Origin of the sequence: Paenarthrobacter sp. DKR-5, from assembly GCF_018531425.1 — a bacterium.
In the GTDB taxonomy this organism is placed as follows: Bacteria; Actinomycetota; Actinomycetes; order Actinomycetales; family Micrococcaceae; genus DKR-5.
On record NZ_JAHBOI010000007.1, the window covers coordinates 13478 to 27950 of the forward strand.

Here is a 14473-nt window from a genome sequence, read left to right on the forward strand (position 1 = left end):
CTACCCCTGGTCAAAACGTCCACATCGGTGTAACGCCCCGGCCTGTAGTTCCCGGTCCCTGCCGTGCGGCGGAGCACGTCGACGTCGGTATACGCGCCCCTCCTGCCGTAGACGGGCCCGGTTGGGGAAACCGAAAATGTGCTCAAGGAAGCCTCCATTGGATAGGTCATGTTTGTAGGTCCATCCGGCAGCACGGGGATGATTGCCCCGATCGCCGTGCGCCGGACACCCGGGTGTTGCCGGAGCTGTCTTTGGCTGTGCAGGCGACCCGACCGGCTTGCAGGATTTGCCTCGTGCGGTTGTCGCAGCGGCCACTGCGGAACACTTCGTTCCGCAAGCCCGCGAAAGCCATCCCGCTGTTCGGCGAGGGCCGTCAGGGGTGGTCAGCACCCGGCGGCCGGGGCACCGGAGATCGTTGCCATTCTTTCTCCCGCAGGCCCGCACCCGGCTCCCGTTTCCTACCGGATCTTCTGCACCTGTAATCCACTCTTCACCAGCGCGCGATAGGTATCAAAGAAGGAAAACCGATAGTTCGATAGGGGTCGCCTATTAGACCTGTTCAGACGGCAGTTGTTCGAGGAATGTGAGATCGGTCCCACGTGCGACGGCCGTTACCGCCCGCGCAAGGACTGTTTCGGGCCCCCGCGAGAGGGTCATCAGGCCGACCCGCACGCGCCGTTCCGGCTGAACCAGCGGAAAGGCGCGCACGCCGGGCGGCAGAGCAAACACATGCAGCCACGCCGCCGGAACGATCGTGGCCCACAGCCCGGCCTTCATCTGGGCCAGGAGCGAAGCGACCGAATCCGTTTCAAGCCGCGGAGCGGCCCTCAGTCCGATGTCCCGGAACGCTTCATCCACCAGGCGGCGCCCCTGCATCGACCGGTCAAGCAGGCACAGCGGCATAGCCGCCGCGTCCGACCAGGTAGCGGTAGCCCCTGCGGCGAATCCGCCTTCCCCCGCGGTGAGCAGAACATATTTCTCGAAAAATAGCGGCGTGACCCTGAAGCCCTCCGGCAGCCGGTCCTCGACATAGGTGATGCCCCCGTCAACCTCGTAGTCCGCCAACAGTCTGAGCACATCATCGGAGCGCAGATCCGAAGCGACATGAACACGGGCCAGGGGATGCGCCTCGCAAAACGGGGCGGTCAGGAAGGAAACAGCCGAAGACGCTGTCGGAATCGACCCGATCCGGAGCTGCCCGGTGACGCCGGAGCGCATCTCGCGGATCTGCTCGGTCATGGCGGTGCGGTCCGCGAGAATGCGGCGCGCCCAAATTACGATCTGTTCACCCTCGGCCGTCAAGCCCTCGAAAGTGTTGCCACGCCGGATCAAAGGAACATCCAATTCAACTTCAAGTTTCCTGATCCCCTCCGACAGAGCCGGCTGGGAAACCAGGCAGCTCGCAGCCGCCCGCCCGAAATGACGCTCGCGCGCCAAGGCAACAATGTACTCAAGCTGACTGAAGATCATGACCTCTGGTCTACCGCACGCAACGGCGGGGTTTCTCGTCACCAAGTAGATCGGGCCGCTGGGATCGGGTATCTGGTTCCGGTCTTCCCTGTCGGCTTCTATTACTGGATGCTCAGAGGTGGCAGGCAAGCGGCCGAACACATCGGTCTGGCCCGCTACACGGGCCGCAAGAGGGTCCCACCGTCCGCTCTTCACTCTGTCCGGGATTTCGACAACTTCATGGTCGAAGAAGACGTTCCCGTTGCCGCTGGCTACAAACCGAACCCCGCGCCAGCTGCTTACGTGCTGGCCGAAAGGATCAGGTAGAAGAGGCAGTGCAGGGACGGGAAGCGATTCCGCTGACGCTCCGCCGAGCATGACGGACGGAAGCCTCAGAGACCTCGGCGCCGTGCGGATGACGTCCGCGACCGGGCGCACGGTTGTGGATCCCTTACCGGGCTCTCGATTACGCAGACGAAGTCTCGGGGCCACCCCTTGGATGGGAACGTCAGCAGCTCGGTGGAAGCTCTGCCGCGTACCCGGTGACTGCGCGACGATAGAGGGGAAGGGTCTTGGCCAGGGCCTGAAGTGCGACACGGAGTGCCTGATCCGGGCGGCCAGCGTCAAAAAGTGCAAGGGCGAGAAAGGCAAAATGTGCGTCCCCGGTCACGTCGTTTTCTTCCACATGCCCGAGGACTTGAATGGCCGCCTCGAACTCGCCCACATTGCGCAGTGAGCTGGCGAGTTGAATGAGTGCCTGAGGCAGTCTTCTATCGTCGAGACCGGCGTCGAGTGCAAGTCGGTACAGGGGAATTGCTTCCGTCTCGCTGCCCAGGAAGTCGTGAACAGAAGCCCACTCATACAGAGCCGCGGCGTCCCCATCAGGCCGCTCATCAACGAGCGCTTTTCATGCTGCTGAACGTTCCGGCGGGGTCTCCGGCGTCAGCGTGCGCCCAAAACTCCTGCACGCGGCTTTCCCAGGTGTCCGTCATGCGCCGATTCTTCCATGACGACATCACCTTCTATGCCCGTAAGCCCAACCCTTACCGGGCCAGACTGAGACGGTCTCCACTGTTCAGGATGGAGGTCGTGGTCTGGGCCCGAGCGGGTGTCGTAGATCGGTTGTCAGCCAAGCTCGGCTCGGCGGCCGGGCTCGGCTCCGTACTCTGACCACCCGCCTGCGTAGAGGCGGCCCTGGCCGAGTCCTGCATGCTCGAGAACGAGAAGGTTGTGGCAGGCCGTGACGCCTGAGCCACAGTAGGAGATGACGGCAGTCGCGTCGTCGATCCCAACTTTCGCAAACGCTCGTCGGACCTCTGCGATCGGGCGCAGGCGTCCATCGGGGGCGAGGTTCCCACGGCACGGGACGTTCACTGCGCCGGGGATGTGTCCGGCCTGGGGATCGGTGGGCAGCTGGAGGCTTCCGTCGAAGCGGTCGGCGTTGCGGGCGTCGACGATGATCCCGGCAGCCCCTGCCGTGACGTCCTCCAGCTGGGCGAGACGGGCCTGAGGCCACGAAGACGGCGTGAAGGTCGCCGGCGTCGGCTTCACGGGCGTCGTCTCCAGCGGTCCCGTCCACGCGGCAAGACCGCCGTCGAGCAGCGCCGCCCGATGCCCGAAAGCCCGCAGCATCCACACGAGCCGTGCGGCGATGACTCCCCCTGCGTCGTCATAGGCGATGACGGTCGTGTCGTCGCCGATTCCCAGGGCGGACATTCCATGTGCGAACACTTCAGGGTCGGGAAGCGGGTTCAGCCCGCGTGGTCCCGAATTTCCCGACAGCCATGCGTCCAGGTCCACGAACACCGCACCAGGAAGATGCCCGCCGTCGTACGCTGCACGGCCCGACGCGCCGTTGAGGTACCAGCGAACATCAGCGGTGACAACGTTACTTCGGTGCGCCTTGAGCCACGCGGCATCAACAAAGGGTGGAAGAACTTCTTGGGTTATCCGGCTGCCGTCCATACAGTGCAGGCTAGATGACGTGTCCATACTTTGAGCAAAAATATCCCACGATGCGGGAGGAAGCGCCGCACCACTGCAGGCGTCCTTTAGCCCCGGGATGCTTAGCGGCGGCCGGATACGCGGGCGGGAAAGTTGTTTTTGCATGGCTGCGTTTCAAGGCCTGGAGGTTTCGATGGAAAGAGCCGGATCAAGAGACCCTTCATCGGCTTCGAGCGAAGCGGTGCGGTAAACAGGACTGTGGCACCGCGGTGGTTGGTGCCATACCTTGGGGGTATGGCACGAACCTGGTTATCGGTGACGGTGGAACTGCTCGGCGGTCGTGGTGAGGAGCTGTGGCCGTGGCCCGGGCGCGTCTTCGCGGTCGGACCGTCGCATACCTTCATGGTTCTCGCTAATGCCATCAACGATGCCTTCGCTCGATGGGACCGCTCGCACCTGTCAATGTTCACCCTGGCCGACGGCCGGGTAATCACTGACGAGGAGACGGGAGCGGAGATGGCCGGATCGGTCGGCGGCCCGATCATCGCACCAATCGACATCGCTGCAGCCAAGGTTGTCCGGACGCTGGAGCCGGGGGCTGAGTTTCAATTCACGTTCGACCTTGGTGACGCCTGGACTCACCGATGTGTAGTCGGGGAGGTGAAGGTCGACCCGCTGGAGGTATTGGGTATCCGTCCCGATGTCCCTCTGCCGTACTGGGGTTGGGGCACCATCCCGGACCAGTACGGGCGCCGATGGGCTACCGACGACGGACAGAGCTGGGCGCCGGGGAAACCGAGCCGACCGCACCCCATGCTGCTGCCCGCGTGGCCCGGGCAGGTGCAGGTGCCGGCGCTGGACCTGTCCGGGCTGCGTGAAGCCATCGCGGCGGCAGATGCGGCCCGCTTCCTCGCGGTGGTGACCGGATGCGACGTCGATGATGCTCTGCAGCAGGTGGGAGCCGGCATACCAATGGCGCTGGAGCACAGACGCCAAAAAGCCGAGCCGGTGGCCATGTCGGTCATCAACCGGCTGACTTGGCGCGGCGGGGCTGGTGACCGGGTCCTGGCAGAGGACCTGCTGGCCGGGCTCCGCCGCGTGCCGCTGACAGGCCAAGTGGTGCCGGTAGACCTCGACATGCTCAGCACCGTGCTGGAAGGGGATCCCGACATATCTTCCGGTGGCTACCTCGACCTGCGCACCGGGCAGGTGTACGACGACAGTGCCACTGACCCGATGATGGTCGGGGAGGAAGCCGCCATCGACGTGGCGGAGGAGCCGGACCGTTGGCTTCGACTCGACCGCACCGGTTCGCGGAACGGTTGGCTGGACATGGCGGCCTTCGCCGAACGGCAGCACGATGCGCCCCTCCGAGAGCGCCTGGAGCAGGCGATCGAGGGCAAAGGTGCCTTCTGCCGGTTCCGCGACCTCGTCCAGGCCGAGAACCTTAGCGAACAGTGGGACGTTTTCTCCACAGACCGACAGATGGGCCGTGCCCGCGAATTCCTCGCTGACAACGGCATCCGCGTGGGCTGACAAACCGGGCTCGGTCAGCGTCGGCACAAGACCGTGCCGCCCGCGTACCCTCAACAACGGTGGAGCGGCTGATTAGACCGATCATAAGGTCAAGCGGCATTCTGCGATGCGCTCGGTGTCCTACTGCCATGCTCTGAGTGGTCTTGCATGGCAGGTGTTTCGAGATGCAAAGGTTTCGAAACAGCAACTTGGACCAGGAAAAGGAATCCGCCCTGTAAGGGAACCGCCTTACAGACAACGGTCAGATCCTCTGGTCACGGGGAAGTATTCGTAATACGATTGTCCGCATGGAACGCAAGATGCACGGACGGGAAGTCTCGGAGGCCGAGATCGATGGGTGGGTCGAGGAAGCCGAGGCCGGTTACCACCTTGAGGAGCTGAAGGCGCGGATGGGGCGCCCCGCCCGGGGTGCGGAAGCGTCTCAGGTCGTTCCCGTACGGCTGACGGTCGAAGAGCTTGCAGCGGTGATGGCACGGGCCGAGCGCGAGCACCTCAACCGGTCCGAGGCGATCCGTGCCGCTCTGGCCGCTTGGTCGCACGCGGCGTGATTGTCCGCCGCTCCGCACACAAGCACGGAATCAGCTCCGCTGACGCGATCGAGGCCGCGACCTGGCCGCTGGTCTCGGTCCCCCTGGATGATGAGGATCCGCGCAGGTTCCTCCGCCTCGGCTTCGACACCCACGGGCGGCTCCTGGAACTCGTGGTGCTCGTCTGGGACGACGGTAGCGAAGAACTCATCCACGCGATGAAATGCCGCCCCCAATACCTCGGGATGCTCGGCTAGCTGGCGCTATCTCGCCAGAGCACCCGCACCAAAGGCGCGACCTATCAAAAGGCGACGATGAGGCCGCCGACCAGGCCCATTGCCTTCATCAGGGCGATTTCGCCGGTGCGTTCCCCCGCGGACCTCAGCAGCATGTTCACCATGCCGAAGCGACAGTGATCAGGGCGAAGGCGTCGAGCACGCCGATGATGACGGTTCCGACCTCGCCGCTCACCGGCCAGACCACCTCGCAGTTGTACAAGCCCCGGCTGGAGACCACCCGCGACGCCTCACGGAAGCGCCAGAGAGGCCAGGCCAAAACACTGTCCGGTTCCGCCGTCGGCCCCTGGCACGGGGCGGCCGGCCTTCATTCGGTTGTACGGTGAGGGCCGGGACGCTGTTGACGAGGGCGTGGGCCCCGGAAACCGTCGCGCGATGCCGGGAACGCGCGCGGTGGCCGGAAGCAGGCCGCCGGGCTGAAAGACGGGAGGATTTTGTACTCCTGGCTCGGTGATGACCCTAGGGCTTAGCGTTTTTTGGCGGCTGTGACGGTTTCCGACGGCGGGCTTCCGGCGGCTTTGGCTTTTTTGTCGTTTCGCTTTTCCTTGATGGATTTGCCCGATTTCTTGGAGGCGGATTGTCGTGGGGATTTATCGGCCATGGTGTACTCCTAGCGGCAGCCCTGTGGCTGCACCCTGATACGGGCAGGAACCGGCCCGTATCCCTGACGATACGGCACGGCACCTAAAGTCGTCCCCGTGTGTGCTGAACGTGGGCGCCTGCCTGTATCTGTTGGCGGATCCGGGGGGCGCAGGGGCCAGGCTGCGGTTGCGTTCTGACGGCGTGGCGGTGGTCTTCGGTTGCTGCGCGGTCAGCCACGGCCGGCCTCGCATGTTGTGAGCGGATCATGGCCGTAGCTGCTGCGTGCAGGGATGCGCCCGTTCTTATCTTTGGATGATGTGCACGGACTTCAGTTCCCAAACGCCCCGGACTACCTGCAGCCCTGGGGGCGTTGTAAAGCTCGATTCCGCTATCCACGCCCACGGCTGGTCCGGGCTCCGTCAGCGGCTCTACGACGTAGCTGGCAATCGGGGCGACGATCCAGAAGGGGAAACACCGGTCAGCTGGGGTCTTACTCCCGAGCTCCAGCGCTTCGCTAACGAGATGTTCCCGGGGACCCATCCGCCCGCGTGGAGCGCCAGGATCTCGCCCCACGCAGCCATACATCCGTGCTACTAGCCGGTGACACCGTTGCCCCTGTCACTTCGGGTACACGCCACGTAAGGGCAGCGGTCTGGGGCCTGGACGGACCTGAATCAGGCCGCCTCGGTAGTCTTGAATTACGCTGACATATTCATCTCGGTTTGTCGCGTGCTGAGGTCCGGGTGGGGCTGGAGCCGCTGCCATCCGGGTTCTTCGTGACCAAGTACTCTGGTCGTGGATTGGGAGAAAGCGGAGGCTGACGTTGCGGGAGCGGTGCTCCCTGAAGGGAGTTTACGGGTCATGATGTACGGCTGGGGTGGGAATTGGGGTCTTGGCGGGTGGATCGCGATGGCGGTGATGATGCTGCTGTTCTGGGGCGGGGTTGTGACCGTGGTGGTTCTTTTGCTGCGGGGCGCCCGGCCCGGGGGACCCGGTTTTGGGGGTTCGCCGCACGGGGACGCGGAGCGGATCCTCAGTGAGCGGTTCGCACGGGGTGAGATCGACGAGACGGAGCTGCGGGCCAGGCGTGAGGCGCTGAGGCGCCAGCCGTGAGCAGGCCTTTCCGCGGCATGCTTGTGCTGTTCGGAATAGTTGCCACCCTCGTGCTGACGGGCGTCTCGCTGGCGGCGGTTGCTCTGCTGGGACCGGGGGTGATTGACGGCTCGTCCGGGCCGGGTGCCGGGTTTCGTTCCAGGGCCGGCTGCAGCACGCCGGCTCTGGCGGGGACCGTCGTCAATGTGACGGCGACCGACATGGGCGGCCCGATGATGGGCGGTGGCCGCGGGATGGGTGGCATGCGCCTGAGCGCGGACAGGGCCGTGGTGCAGCACGGCGAGGTGTCTTTCCTGGTCACGAATGCCGGGCGCCTGGCCCACGAGATGGTTATCCTTCCGTTGCCGGGCTCGCAGACTGCGGGGAGCAGGGTTACCGGCGGCGACGGGAAGATCGACGAAACCGGCAGCCTCGGTGAGGCTTCGGCCACCTGCGCGTCCGGGGCGGGGCAGGGCATCCTGCCCGGTGCCGCCGGGTGGGTCACTGTCACCCTGTCGCCGGGGCGTTACGAACTGGTCTGCAACCTGCCCGGCCACTACGCAGCGGGCATGTACGCACAGATCACCGTAACCTGAGCGGATCCGGACCATGCACACAGCCCGCGCCCGAGCGGTCGCCTGGGCTCTCCTCGGGGTACCGGTGGCACTGTTGATCCTGGACCTGGCCGGCCCAACCTCACCCGTGATGGTGCTCTTCACAACCCTCGGCGTCGTCGTGCAGCTCCGCGTGTGGACAACATTCCTACGAAGCAGCCCCATGACTCCTGCGGGTGACGCTGCGCCCCGGCCCGACTAAGCTGCAGGGCGCCCTTCCTGCGGCAGCGCATGGCATGCGCACGTCAGCCGTGCTGGTGTTCGTGTTTCCGAGGCTGGCGCCCATCATTTGAGCTTATCGTTGCCGGGCGGGCCGCAGCAGATCGACCGGTCAGGCTCGGCCGCCCTTCAGTGCGGGCCCCTCATTTGAAAGGAGATCAGCAGTTACAGCTCCCGCGGTGGCCGCGGTTCCGGCACTCGTCCGGGACAAATGGCTCGGTGACTTCGACTTCGACGCGAACACGAACATAAACCCCGGTACCATCTACACCCTCGCTACCGGTGACTGGATCCGCAAAGGCGCACCACTATGCCTAATCGGGGACTCCGGAACAGGCAAATCCCCCTGCTTATCGGTCTGGGCACCGCTGCAGCGGAGAAGGGATGCCGGGATAAATACACGTTGGCCACCCGGATCGTGAACGAACTCGTCGAAGCGCCGACGAGAAAGTCCTCACCAAAACCATCGCCCGCTATGGGCGTGTGGATCTGCTTTGCACCGATGAACTGGGCTACATGGAACTGGACCGCCGAGGCGCCGAACTCCTTTTCCAGGTTCTGACCGAACCCGAAGAAAAGAACTCCATCGCGATCGCCGGCAACGAGTCGTTCTCCGGCTGGACCAAGACATTCACCGACCCGCGCCTCTGCGCCGCGATCGTTGACCGGTTGACCTTCAACGGCTCCATTATCGAAACGGGCACTGACTCCTACCGACTCGCCCAGAGCCTGACGAGGACCGCGCACTAAAAGGGAGCCGTGCCGGCTCTCCCCGCGAGCAAGAAGCGTTGTCATTGGCCACGTCATATCCGCCACCCAAAGCAGCGTTCGCGGCCAGCCCAGTGTCAGGCCGCGCAGCAGGAAAGTTTGGAGACGTCAGTGGTGAAGGACTGGGCTGCGATCTTGATGCCCTCAGCCATGGTCAGGTAGGGGCTCCAAAGGTTCGCGACCTGATCAACGGTCATCCCGGCCTCCAGAATGTAGACCCCGGCGGCGGCAATGTCCCCGGCTTCCTTACCCACAGCAGTGATCCCTACGATCCGACCCGTGTCCGCGTCAGCAACGATTTTGATGAAGCCGCGGGTGTCACGGTTCACCAGTGCGCGCGGGACAAATTTGAGCGGCAGAACCCGGCACACGCACCGGATCCCTGCCTGGTTCGCTTCCTTGTCCGTCATCCCGGCGGCCGCCAGGGCAGGGCTGGTGAACGTGACCCGGGGCAGGTGCCGGTAGTCGACTTCACGTCCGGCACCCTCGAAGGCGTTCTCTATCACCAGGGTCCCGTGCGCGGCAGCTACGTAGACGAACTCCCGGTGCCCTGTCACGTCACCCGCGGCCCAGATCCTCGGATTAGTACTGCGAAGGCACCCGTCGACCAGGACTTCACCGCGTTCCCCGGTTTCAACACCGACCATGCAGAGGTTCAAATTGTCGGTGACCGGGCGCCGGCCGGTCGCCACGAGCAGGCGGGCGGCCTCGAACTCCTCCTGCCCTCCTGACACTGAAGCGCTCACGACCACATCCCCACTGGCCGGATCGGCGCGGATCGAAGACACTGACGCCCGGCGGATAACCCGAATGCCCTCATCGCTAAAGACACCTGCGAGGGCATTCCCGGCTTCCGGCTCTTCGGCCGAGGCGAGCCTGGAGCGGACCAGCATGGTCACCTTCGTCCCAAGCCGGGCGAAAAGCTGCGCCTGCTCCAGCGCCACATACCCGCCGCCCAACACCAGCATCGAAGAGGGAACTTCCTGCAGCTCCATCGCACTCGTGGACGTCAGATAATCCACCTCATCCATTCCGGGCACCTCCGGGATCCACGGACTGGAACCAGTTGCCACCAGATAATGTTGGGCGCTCACTGTCTCCGTGGTCCCGTCCGGGACGGTGATGTTCAAAACCGGTGCAGCCGCGGTCCCGGCAAACGCCGCCGTCCCATGCTGAAGCTTCCATCCGTAGTCCGCGGCGAGGTCCACATACTTCTCTGATCTCATGGCTTCGACCAGGGACCGCTTCCCGCTGACCAGTTCCGGCATATTCACCGGTCCGGCTGAGGTCCTGAGGCCGGGGAACCGTCCGAAAGCGTCCACGGCGACGTGGCGGGCTTCCGCGGCGGCCAGCAGGGCCTTTGAAGGAATGCAGCCCGTGTTCACACACGTGCCGCCCACCGTACTGCGCTCAACCATCAACACCCGCTTGCCGCGATTGGTTGCCCGGATAGCCGCAGCGAAAGCACCACCACCGGAACCGATAATGGCCAGGTCATAATCGAAGGCTGGTACCGACACAAGGACTCCTAAAGATGGGAGGGAGAACAGCCGCACGAACAACTACTGGCCCAGCTGCTGCCATTGGCCGGCCCTCGATCGAAGACCTGCTCTGCATCTCATTCTCAACCTTCCCCTACACTGGAATGTCAAGGAATCGCCGTCCTGGTGACCTGTTATGAAAAGGTTCAAGATGCGTATCGGTGAAGCCGCGGCAGCGGCAGGAATGACAACCAAGACGTTGCGTTTCTACGAGGACAGCGGGCTTCTCCCCGCAGCGAAAAGATCCCTTAACGGATACCGGGACTACACCGAAGACTCCGTGGCCCGGCTCGAGTTCATCCGACGCGGACGGGCTGCAGGCCTCGCCCTGACACAGATACGGGAAATCCTTGGCCTGCGTGACGCCGGAAAAGCCCCCTGCGCCCACGTCCAAGACCTGCTCTCCAACCAGCTAGCCGATCTGGACCACCAGATTGCCGAACTGATGGCGTTGCGATCCGTCGTTGCCGGCCTCCACGCCACCGCCGCGTCCGGGACCGACGCAAGCTGCGATCCCGGACGCATCTGCAGCTACCTCTGACACCATCATCCTCCGGATGCCACATTCCGGGACATCGGCTCTCGCCCCGACCCGTGGCAGTGGTTAGTACCTTCAAGAGAGCGTCCCAAGAGTCTGGCTGGTGGGTACCATTCAGGCCGTCCTAGTGGGCTCCGATCACGTTGACACAATCATAAGCCGGCGGCTCCTTCGGCCCGGAAACGATTCGCCCACCGGTACGCGGTCTGCCGGGACACGCCCAGCTCGGCGGCGATGTGAGCGACCGGACGGCCCGCAGCCACCCGGTCGATGATCAGCCGCCTTCCATGAACCGTCAAACGCGCAATAGCGTGGGACATGAGGACCTCCGTGTGCAAAGTGTGTGAACTAGACAGCTCCACTTAGCCCGGAGGTCCTCCTCCTTTTCAAGCCCCAAATGTCAACAATGTCCCGGCCCAGTACAGCTAGCCGTGCGGCGGCCCGGCTATGACTGCCCAGCCTAGGCCCGCGGTAACACCGAAGATCAGGAGCAACAAGGCTGCGGCGACGGCGGTTCCGGCTGCCCACCGCTGGGCCGGGAAGTCACCGGCGCCGGGCGTGCTTGGCCTGGCGGCACGGAACGCCGGGGCGAGCCAGCGCAGGTAGTAGAAGAGGCTGATGATGGTGTTGACCGCGGCGAGGACGGTCAGCCACCAGAATCCGCCTTCCCAGGCTGCGGTGAACACGGTGAGCTTCCCCAAAAAAACGGCGGTGGGCGGCGTTCCGACGAGGCTGAGGAGGGCAACGGTGAGGGCGGCGGCGTGCCATGGCCGGGCCCCGGCGAGTCCTTGGAAGGCGTTCAGGGTGCGCCGGCCCGGGTAGGCGCCGGCGACGGCGAATGCGGCGAGGTTGGACACCGAGTATCCCGCGAGATACACCATCAGGGCCGGCAGCGCCAAGGACGCCTGCCCGGTGACCGCGACGGGCATCAGCAGGTATCCGGCCTGGCTGACCGTGGACCAGCCCAGCAGGCGGCGGGGATCGTCCTGGTTGTAGGCGGCGAGGTTCCCGAGCGTCATGGTCAGGGCCGCGAGCACGGCCACCAGCAGCGGCCAGTTGACCGTGCCGGGAAGGGCAGCGAGCAGCCGGTAAGCGGCGAGGAAACCGCCGATCTTCGGGACCGTTGTGGCGAAGGCGGCGCCGGTGAGTCCTGAGCCCTGCGCGGCGTCCGGCACCCAAAAGTGGCCGGGAACGGCGCCCGCCTTGAACATTAGTCCGGCCAGGACACCGGTGAGGCCGACGGCGACGGCCGCTCCGGGTGCGGTGCCAAGGTTCTGGCCCAGCCGGCTGTAGGTGGTCGTGCCTGCCAGTCCGTATAGGACCGTCACGCCCAGGAGCAGGCCGATCCCCAGGAGCGCGCCGAGCAGGTAGGTCTTCAGTGCCGCTTCAGCGCTGCTGCGGGACCGGTTGATCCCGATGAGCGCGTAGAGCGGGATGCTGGCCAGCAGAAAAGCGACCGCGAGGACCAGCAGGTCGCTGGTGCCGGCCAGCACGACTGTGCCGAGCGAGGCGAGCAGGATCAGGGCATAGGTTTCGCTTTCGCGCTCCGTGCCTCGAAGCTCATCGGTGCCGAGGGCGATGACGAGCGCGGCGGCCACCGCCACGATCAGCCGGGCCGCGGAGGTGCCGGCGTCGACCGTGTAGGCGCCTTCGTAGATGGTCCGGTCCGGTTCCGTGATGGCAAAGGCTGCTGCTGCTGCCGACGCTGCGAGTGCAGCAATGGCGATGAGCCGGCTGACCCACTGCCGTTGCCGGGGCAGGAACGAGCCGGTGATCAAGGCAACGACCGCTCCGGCCAGAAGGAAAATTTCGGGCAGCAATGCCAGCGGGGCCGGGCCGGCCGATGACGCCTGGGCGAGTAAAGGGAAGGCCACCGGCTACCACCGTGCCAGCGCGATGACGGCGTCCGCCGCGGGCGCGATCGTTCCCAGCAGCGGCCCCGGCAACAGGCCAACCAGGGCGGAGAGAACCAGGAGGCCGCCGGCGGAGAGCATCTCCACCGGGCGCAGATCCCCGAAGCCCTTCGTCCTGCCCTTGGCGGGGCCCGTGAAGACGCGTTGCAGGGCTCTGAGGAACAGTGCGGCCGTGATCACGATGCCCGGGAGGGCGACGGCGACGACCGGCACGACGCCGATGCTGCCGGCGAACACTTGGAACTCCGCGATGAACCCGCTGAACCCGGGCAGTCCCAGCGAGGCGAACGCTGCGACGGCGAAAAAGCCCGCGTAGCGCGGGGCAGGGCCGGCCAGGCCGCCGAAGGCGCCCATGTCGTAGGTTCCCGCCCGGTCCTGCAGGACCCCGGCGAGCAGGAAGAGAGCGCCCGTGATCAAGCCATGGCTGACCATCTGTGTCACAGCCCCGGTGACAGCGGTGGCCCGGACCGCGGAGGCGGTTCCGCCTGCCGCGCCGGCCGCCCCGAGTGCGAGCACGATGTAGCCCATGTGGTTGACGGAGGTGTACGCGATCATCCGCTTCAGATCACTCTGGGCCAGGGCGACGAGCGCCCCGTAAAGCACAGAGACAACGCCCACGGTGATAATCACCGGTGCCCACGCGCGCCAGGAGTCCGGCAGCAACGGCATGGCGATGCGCACAAACCCGTAGGCGCCCATCTTCAGAAGCACACCGGCGAGGACAGCGGACCCGCTTGCCGGCGCGTCGGTGTGCGCGGGCGGCAGCCAAGTGTGGAACGGGACGACTGGTGTCTTGACGGCCAGACCCACGAGGATGGCCGCAAGCACGAACCCGCCAGCCGGGTTGCCGCGCAGGGCGTCCGCCGCCGCCAGCTCGGGAATGTCGAAGGTGTGCGGGTCGGAGGCCAGGTACAGGCCAATGAAGCCCACCAGCAACGCCAGGGAACCCAGGAACGTGTAAAGGAAAAACTTCAACGCCGAGCGTGCCCGGTCACCGTGGCCCCAGCCGGCGATCACGAAGTACATCCCGACGATCGACAGATCGAAGAACAGGAAGAACAGGATGAGGTCCTGCGCAGCGAACAGGCCCATGCACGTGGCCTCCAGGAACAGGAACAGGGCCGCCCGGGAGCGGGCCCTGTCGCGGGCCTTCCAATCGTAGACGGCGCAGGCCAGGAAAATCACGGCGGTGAGGACGAGCAGCGGCAAGGAGAGGCCGTCCACTCCCAGGTGGTAGCTGCTGCCGACGTTCGGGATCCACCGCAGCCTCTCTTCGTAGGCCAGGCTTGAGGAGCCGCTGCGGGAGTACCCGAGCCACACTGCGGCGGTCAGTACCACTTCAGCAACTGCCGCCAGAGCAAACACAGTGCGGGCGGCGCCATCGGGCAGCCGCCGCAGGACTGCGAGTCCGGCGGCTGCCGCCAGCGGAAGCAGAATGATCAAGCTAAGCACGC

Annotated in this window: 15 protein-coding genes and 2 pseudogenes; 8 read left to right on the forward strand and 9 right to left on the reverse strand. The window is 65.2% G+C overall.

The window, feature by feature from the left end:
• Positions 1-549: 549 nt before the first annotated feature.
• The 3 genes from KIH31_RS14885 to KIH31_RS14895 all read right to left on the reverse strand — a co-directional run bounded on the left by KIH31_RS14885 (position 550) and on the right by KIH31_RS14895 (position 3558).
• Positions 550-1470 carry a LysR family transcriptional regulator gene (locus KIH31_RS14885; protein WP_214427936.1) on the reverse strand — a complete coding sequence of 307 codons (921 nt, stop codon included), beginning with the start codon at positions 1468-1470 and terminating at the stop codon, positions 550-552.
• Positions 1471-1957: 487 nt separating this feature from the next.
• The gene (locus tag KIH31_RS14890; protein ID WP_307857679.1) at positions 1958-2314 is read right to left on the reverse strand and encodes a tetratricopeptide repeat protein; all 357 of its coding nucleotides are present in this window, start codon (positions 2312-2314) and stop codon (positions 1958-1960) included.
• 260 nt (positions 2315-2574) lie between these two features.
• Positions 2575-3558: a sulfurtransferase gene (locus KIH31_RS14895; RefSeq protein WP_307857670.1), complete on the reverse strand. Its 984-nt coding sequence runs from the start codon at positions 3556-3558 to the stop codon at positions 2575-2577.
• A gap of 129 nt (positions 3559-3687) precedes the next feature.
• Between KIH31_RS14895 and KIH31_RS14900 the strand changes: the two genes are divergently transcribed.
• The 3 genes from KIH31_RS14900 to KIH31_RS14910 all read left to right on the forward strand — a co-directional run bounded on the left by KIH31_RS14900 (position 3688) and on the right by KIH31_RS14910 (position 5713).
• Positions 3688-4929: a UPF0158 family protein gene (locus KIH31_RS14900; protein ID WP_214427938.1), complete on the forward strand. Its 1242-nt coding sequence runs from the start codon at positions 3688-3690 to the stop codon at positions 4927-4929.
• A gap of 287 nt (positions 4930-5216) precedes the next feature.
• Positions 5217-5477: a ribbon-helix-helix protein, CopG family gene (locus tag KIH31_RS14905; protein WP_214427939.1), complete on the forward strand. Its 261-nt coding sequence runs from the start codon at positions 5217-5219 to the stop codon at positions 5475-5477.
• On the forward strand, positions 5474-5713 hold the full coding sequence (locus KIH31_RS14910; protein ID WP_214427940.1) for a hypothetical protein: 240 nt from the start codon (positions 5474-5476) through the stop codon (positions 5711-5713). Before KIH31_RS14905 ends, KIH31_RS14910 begins: the two co-directional genes overlap by 4 nt.
• A 136-nt stretch (positions 5714-5849) precedes the next feature.
• Here KIH31_RS14910 and KIH31_RS18325 read toward each other — a convergent pair whose 3' ends face one another.
• The gene (locus tag KIH31_RS18325; protein WP_284676029.1) at positions 5850-5972 is read right to left on the reverse strand and encodes a hypothetical protein; all 123 of its coding nucleotides are present in this window, start codon (positions 5970-5972) and stop codon (positions 5850-5852) included.
• Positions 5973-6218: 246 nt separating this feature from the next.
• On the reverse strand, positions 6219-6353 hold the full coding sequence (locus tag KIH31_RS18330) for a hypothetical protein (RefSeq protein ID WP_284676030.1): 135 nt from the start codon (positions 6351-6353) through the stop codon (positions 6219-6221).
• Positions 6354-7195: 842 nt separating this feature from the next.
• Here KIH31_RS18330 and KIH31_RS14915 point away from each other — a divergent pair.
• The 4 genes and pseudogenes from KIH31_RS14915 to KIH31_RS14930 all read left to right on the forward strand — a co-directional run.
• The gene (locus KIH31_RS14915; RefSeq protein WP_214427941.1) at positions 7196-7447 is read left to right on the forward strand and encodes an SHOCT domain-containing protein; all 252 of its coding nucleotides are present in this window, start codon (positions 7196-7198) and stop codon (positions 7445-7447) included.
• Positions 7444-8022 carry a sulfocyanin-like copper-binding protein gene (locus tag KIH31_RS14920; RefSeq protein ID WP_307857671.1) on the forward strand — a complete coding sequence of 193 codons (579 nt, stop codon included), beginning with the start codon at positions 7444-7446 and terminating at the stop codon, positions 8020-8022. The genes KIH31_RS14915 and KIH31_RS14920 overlap by 4 nt, the downstream gene beginning before the upstream one ends.
• A gap of 13 nt (positions 8023-8035) precedes the next feature.
• Positions 8036-8242, forward strand: coding sequence for a hypothetical protein (locus KIH31_RS14925; RefSeq protein WP_214427942.1), 207 nt, complete (start codon positions 8036-8038; stop codon positions 8240-8242).
• A gap of 220 nt (positions 8243-8462) precedes the next feature.
• Positions 8463-9009: pseudogene (locus KIH31_RS14930) on the forward strand (ATP-binding protein); the annotation flags it as partial.
• Between the two features lie 95 nt (positions 9010-9104).
• Here KIH31_RS14930 and merA read toward each other — a convergent pair.
• Positions 9105-10547 carry a mercury(II) reductase gene (gene merA, locus KIH31_RS14935; RefSeq protein WP_214427943.1) on the reverse strand — a complete coding sequence of 481 codons (1443 nt, stop codon included), beginning with the start codon at positions 10545-10547 and terminating at the stop codon, positions 9105-9107.
• A gap of 172 nt (positions 10548-10719) precedes the next feature.
• On the opposite strand from merA, the gene KIH31_RS14940 reads away from it, so the two are divergent.
• A complete protein-coding gene (locus KIH31_RS14940; protein WP_214427944.1) occupies positions 10720-11109 on the forward strand; it encodes a heavy metal-responsive transcriptional regulator in 390 nt (129 codons plus the stop codon).
• Positions 11110-11261: 152 nt separating this feature from the next.
• On the opposite strand, the pseudogene KIH31_RS14945 reads toward KIH31_RS14940, so the two are convergent.
• The 3 genes and pseudogenes from KIH31_RS14945 to KIH31_RS14955 form a co-directional block, all read right to left on the reverse strand.
• A pseudogene (locus KIH31_RS14945) lies at positions 11262-11426 on the reverse strand (helix-turn-helix domain-containing protein); the annotation flags it as partial.
• A gap of 105 nt (positions 11427-11531) precedes the next feature.
• Positions 11532-12980 (reverse strand): NADH-quinone oxidoreductase subunit N, encoded by a 1449-nt coding sequence (locus tag KIH31_RS14950; protein WP_214427945.1) that lies wholly within the window; start codon positions 12978-12980, stop codon positions 11532-11534.
• Between the two features lie 3 nt (positions 12981-12983).
• Positions 12984-14471 carry a NuoM family protein gene (locus KIH31_RS14955; RefSeq protein WP_214427946.1) on the reverse strand — a complete coding sequence of 496 codons (1488 nt, stop codon included), beginning with the start codon at positions 14469-14471 and terminating at the stop codon, positions 12984-12986.
• Positions 14472-14473 lie beyond the last annotated feature (2 nt).

Bases quoted from the DNA above. Each gene is read 5' to 3' on its own strand.
- KIH31_RS14905 (WP_214427939.1), top strand. From the start codon at position 5,217: ATGGAACGCAAGATGCACGGACGGGAAGTCTCGGAGGCCGAGATCGAT.
- KIH31_RS14915 (WP_214427941.1), top strand. From the start codon at position 7,196: ATGATGTACGGCTGGGGTGGGAATTGGGGTCTTGGCGGGTGGATCGCG.
- KIH31_RS14900 (WP_214427938.1), top strand. From the start codon at position 3,688: ATGGCACGAACCTGGTTATCGGTGACGGTGGAACTGCTCGGCGGTCGT.
- KIH31_RS14895 (WP_307857670.1), bottom strand. From the start codon at position 3,558: ATGCAAAAACAACTTTCCCGCCCGCGTATCCGGCCGCCGCTAAGCATC.
- KIH31_RS14925 (WP_214427942.1), top strand. From the start codon at position 8,036: ATGCACACAGCCCGCGCCCGAGCGGTCGCCTGGGCTCTCCTCGGGGTA.
- KIH31_RS14940 (WP_214427944.1), top strand. From the start codon at position 10,720: ATGCGTATCGGTGAAGCCGCGGCAGCGGCAGGAATGACAACCAAGACG.
- KIH31_RS18330 (WP_284676030.1), bottom strand. From the start codon at position 6,353: ATGGCCGATAAATCCCCACGACAATCCGCCTCCAAGAAATCGGGCAAA.
- KIH31_RS14885 (WP_214427936.1), bottom strand. From the start codon at position 1,470: ATGATCTTCAGTCAGCTTGAGTACATTGTTGCCTTGGCGCGCGAGCGT.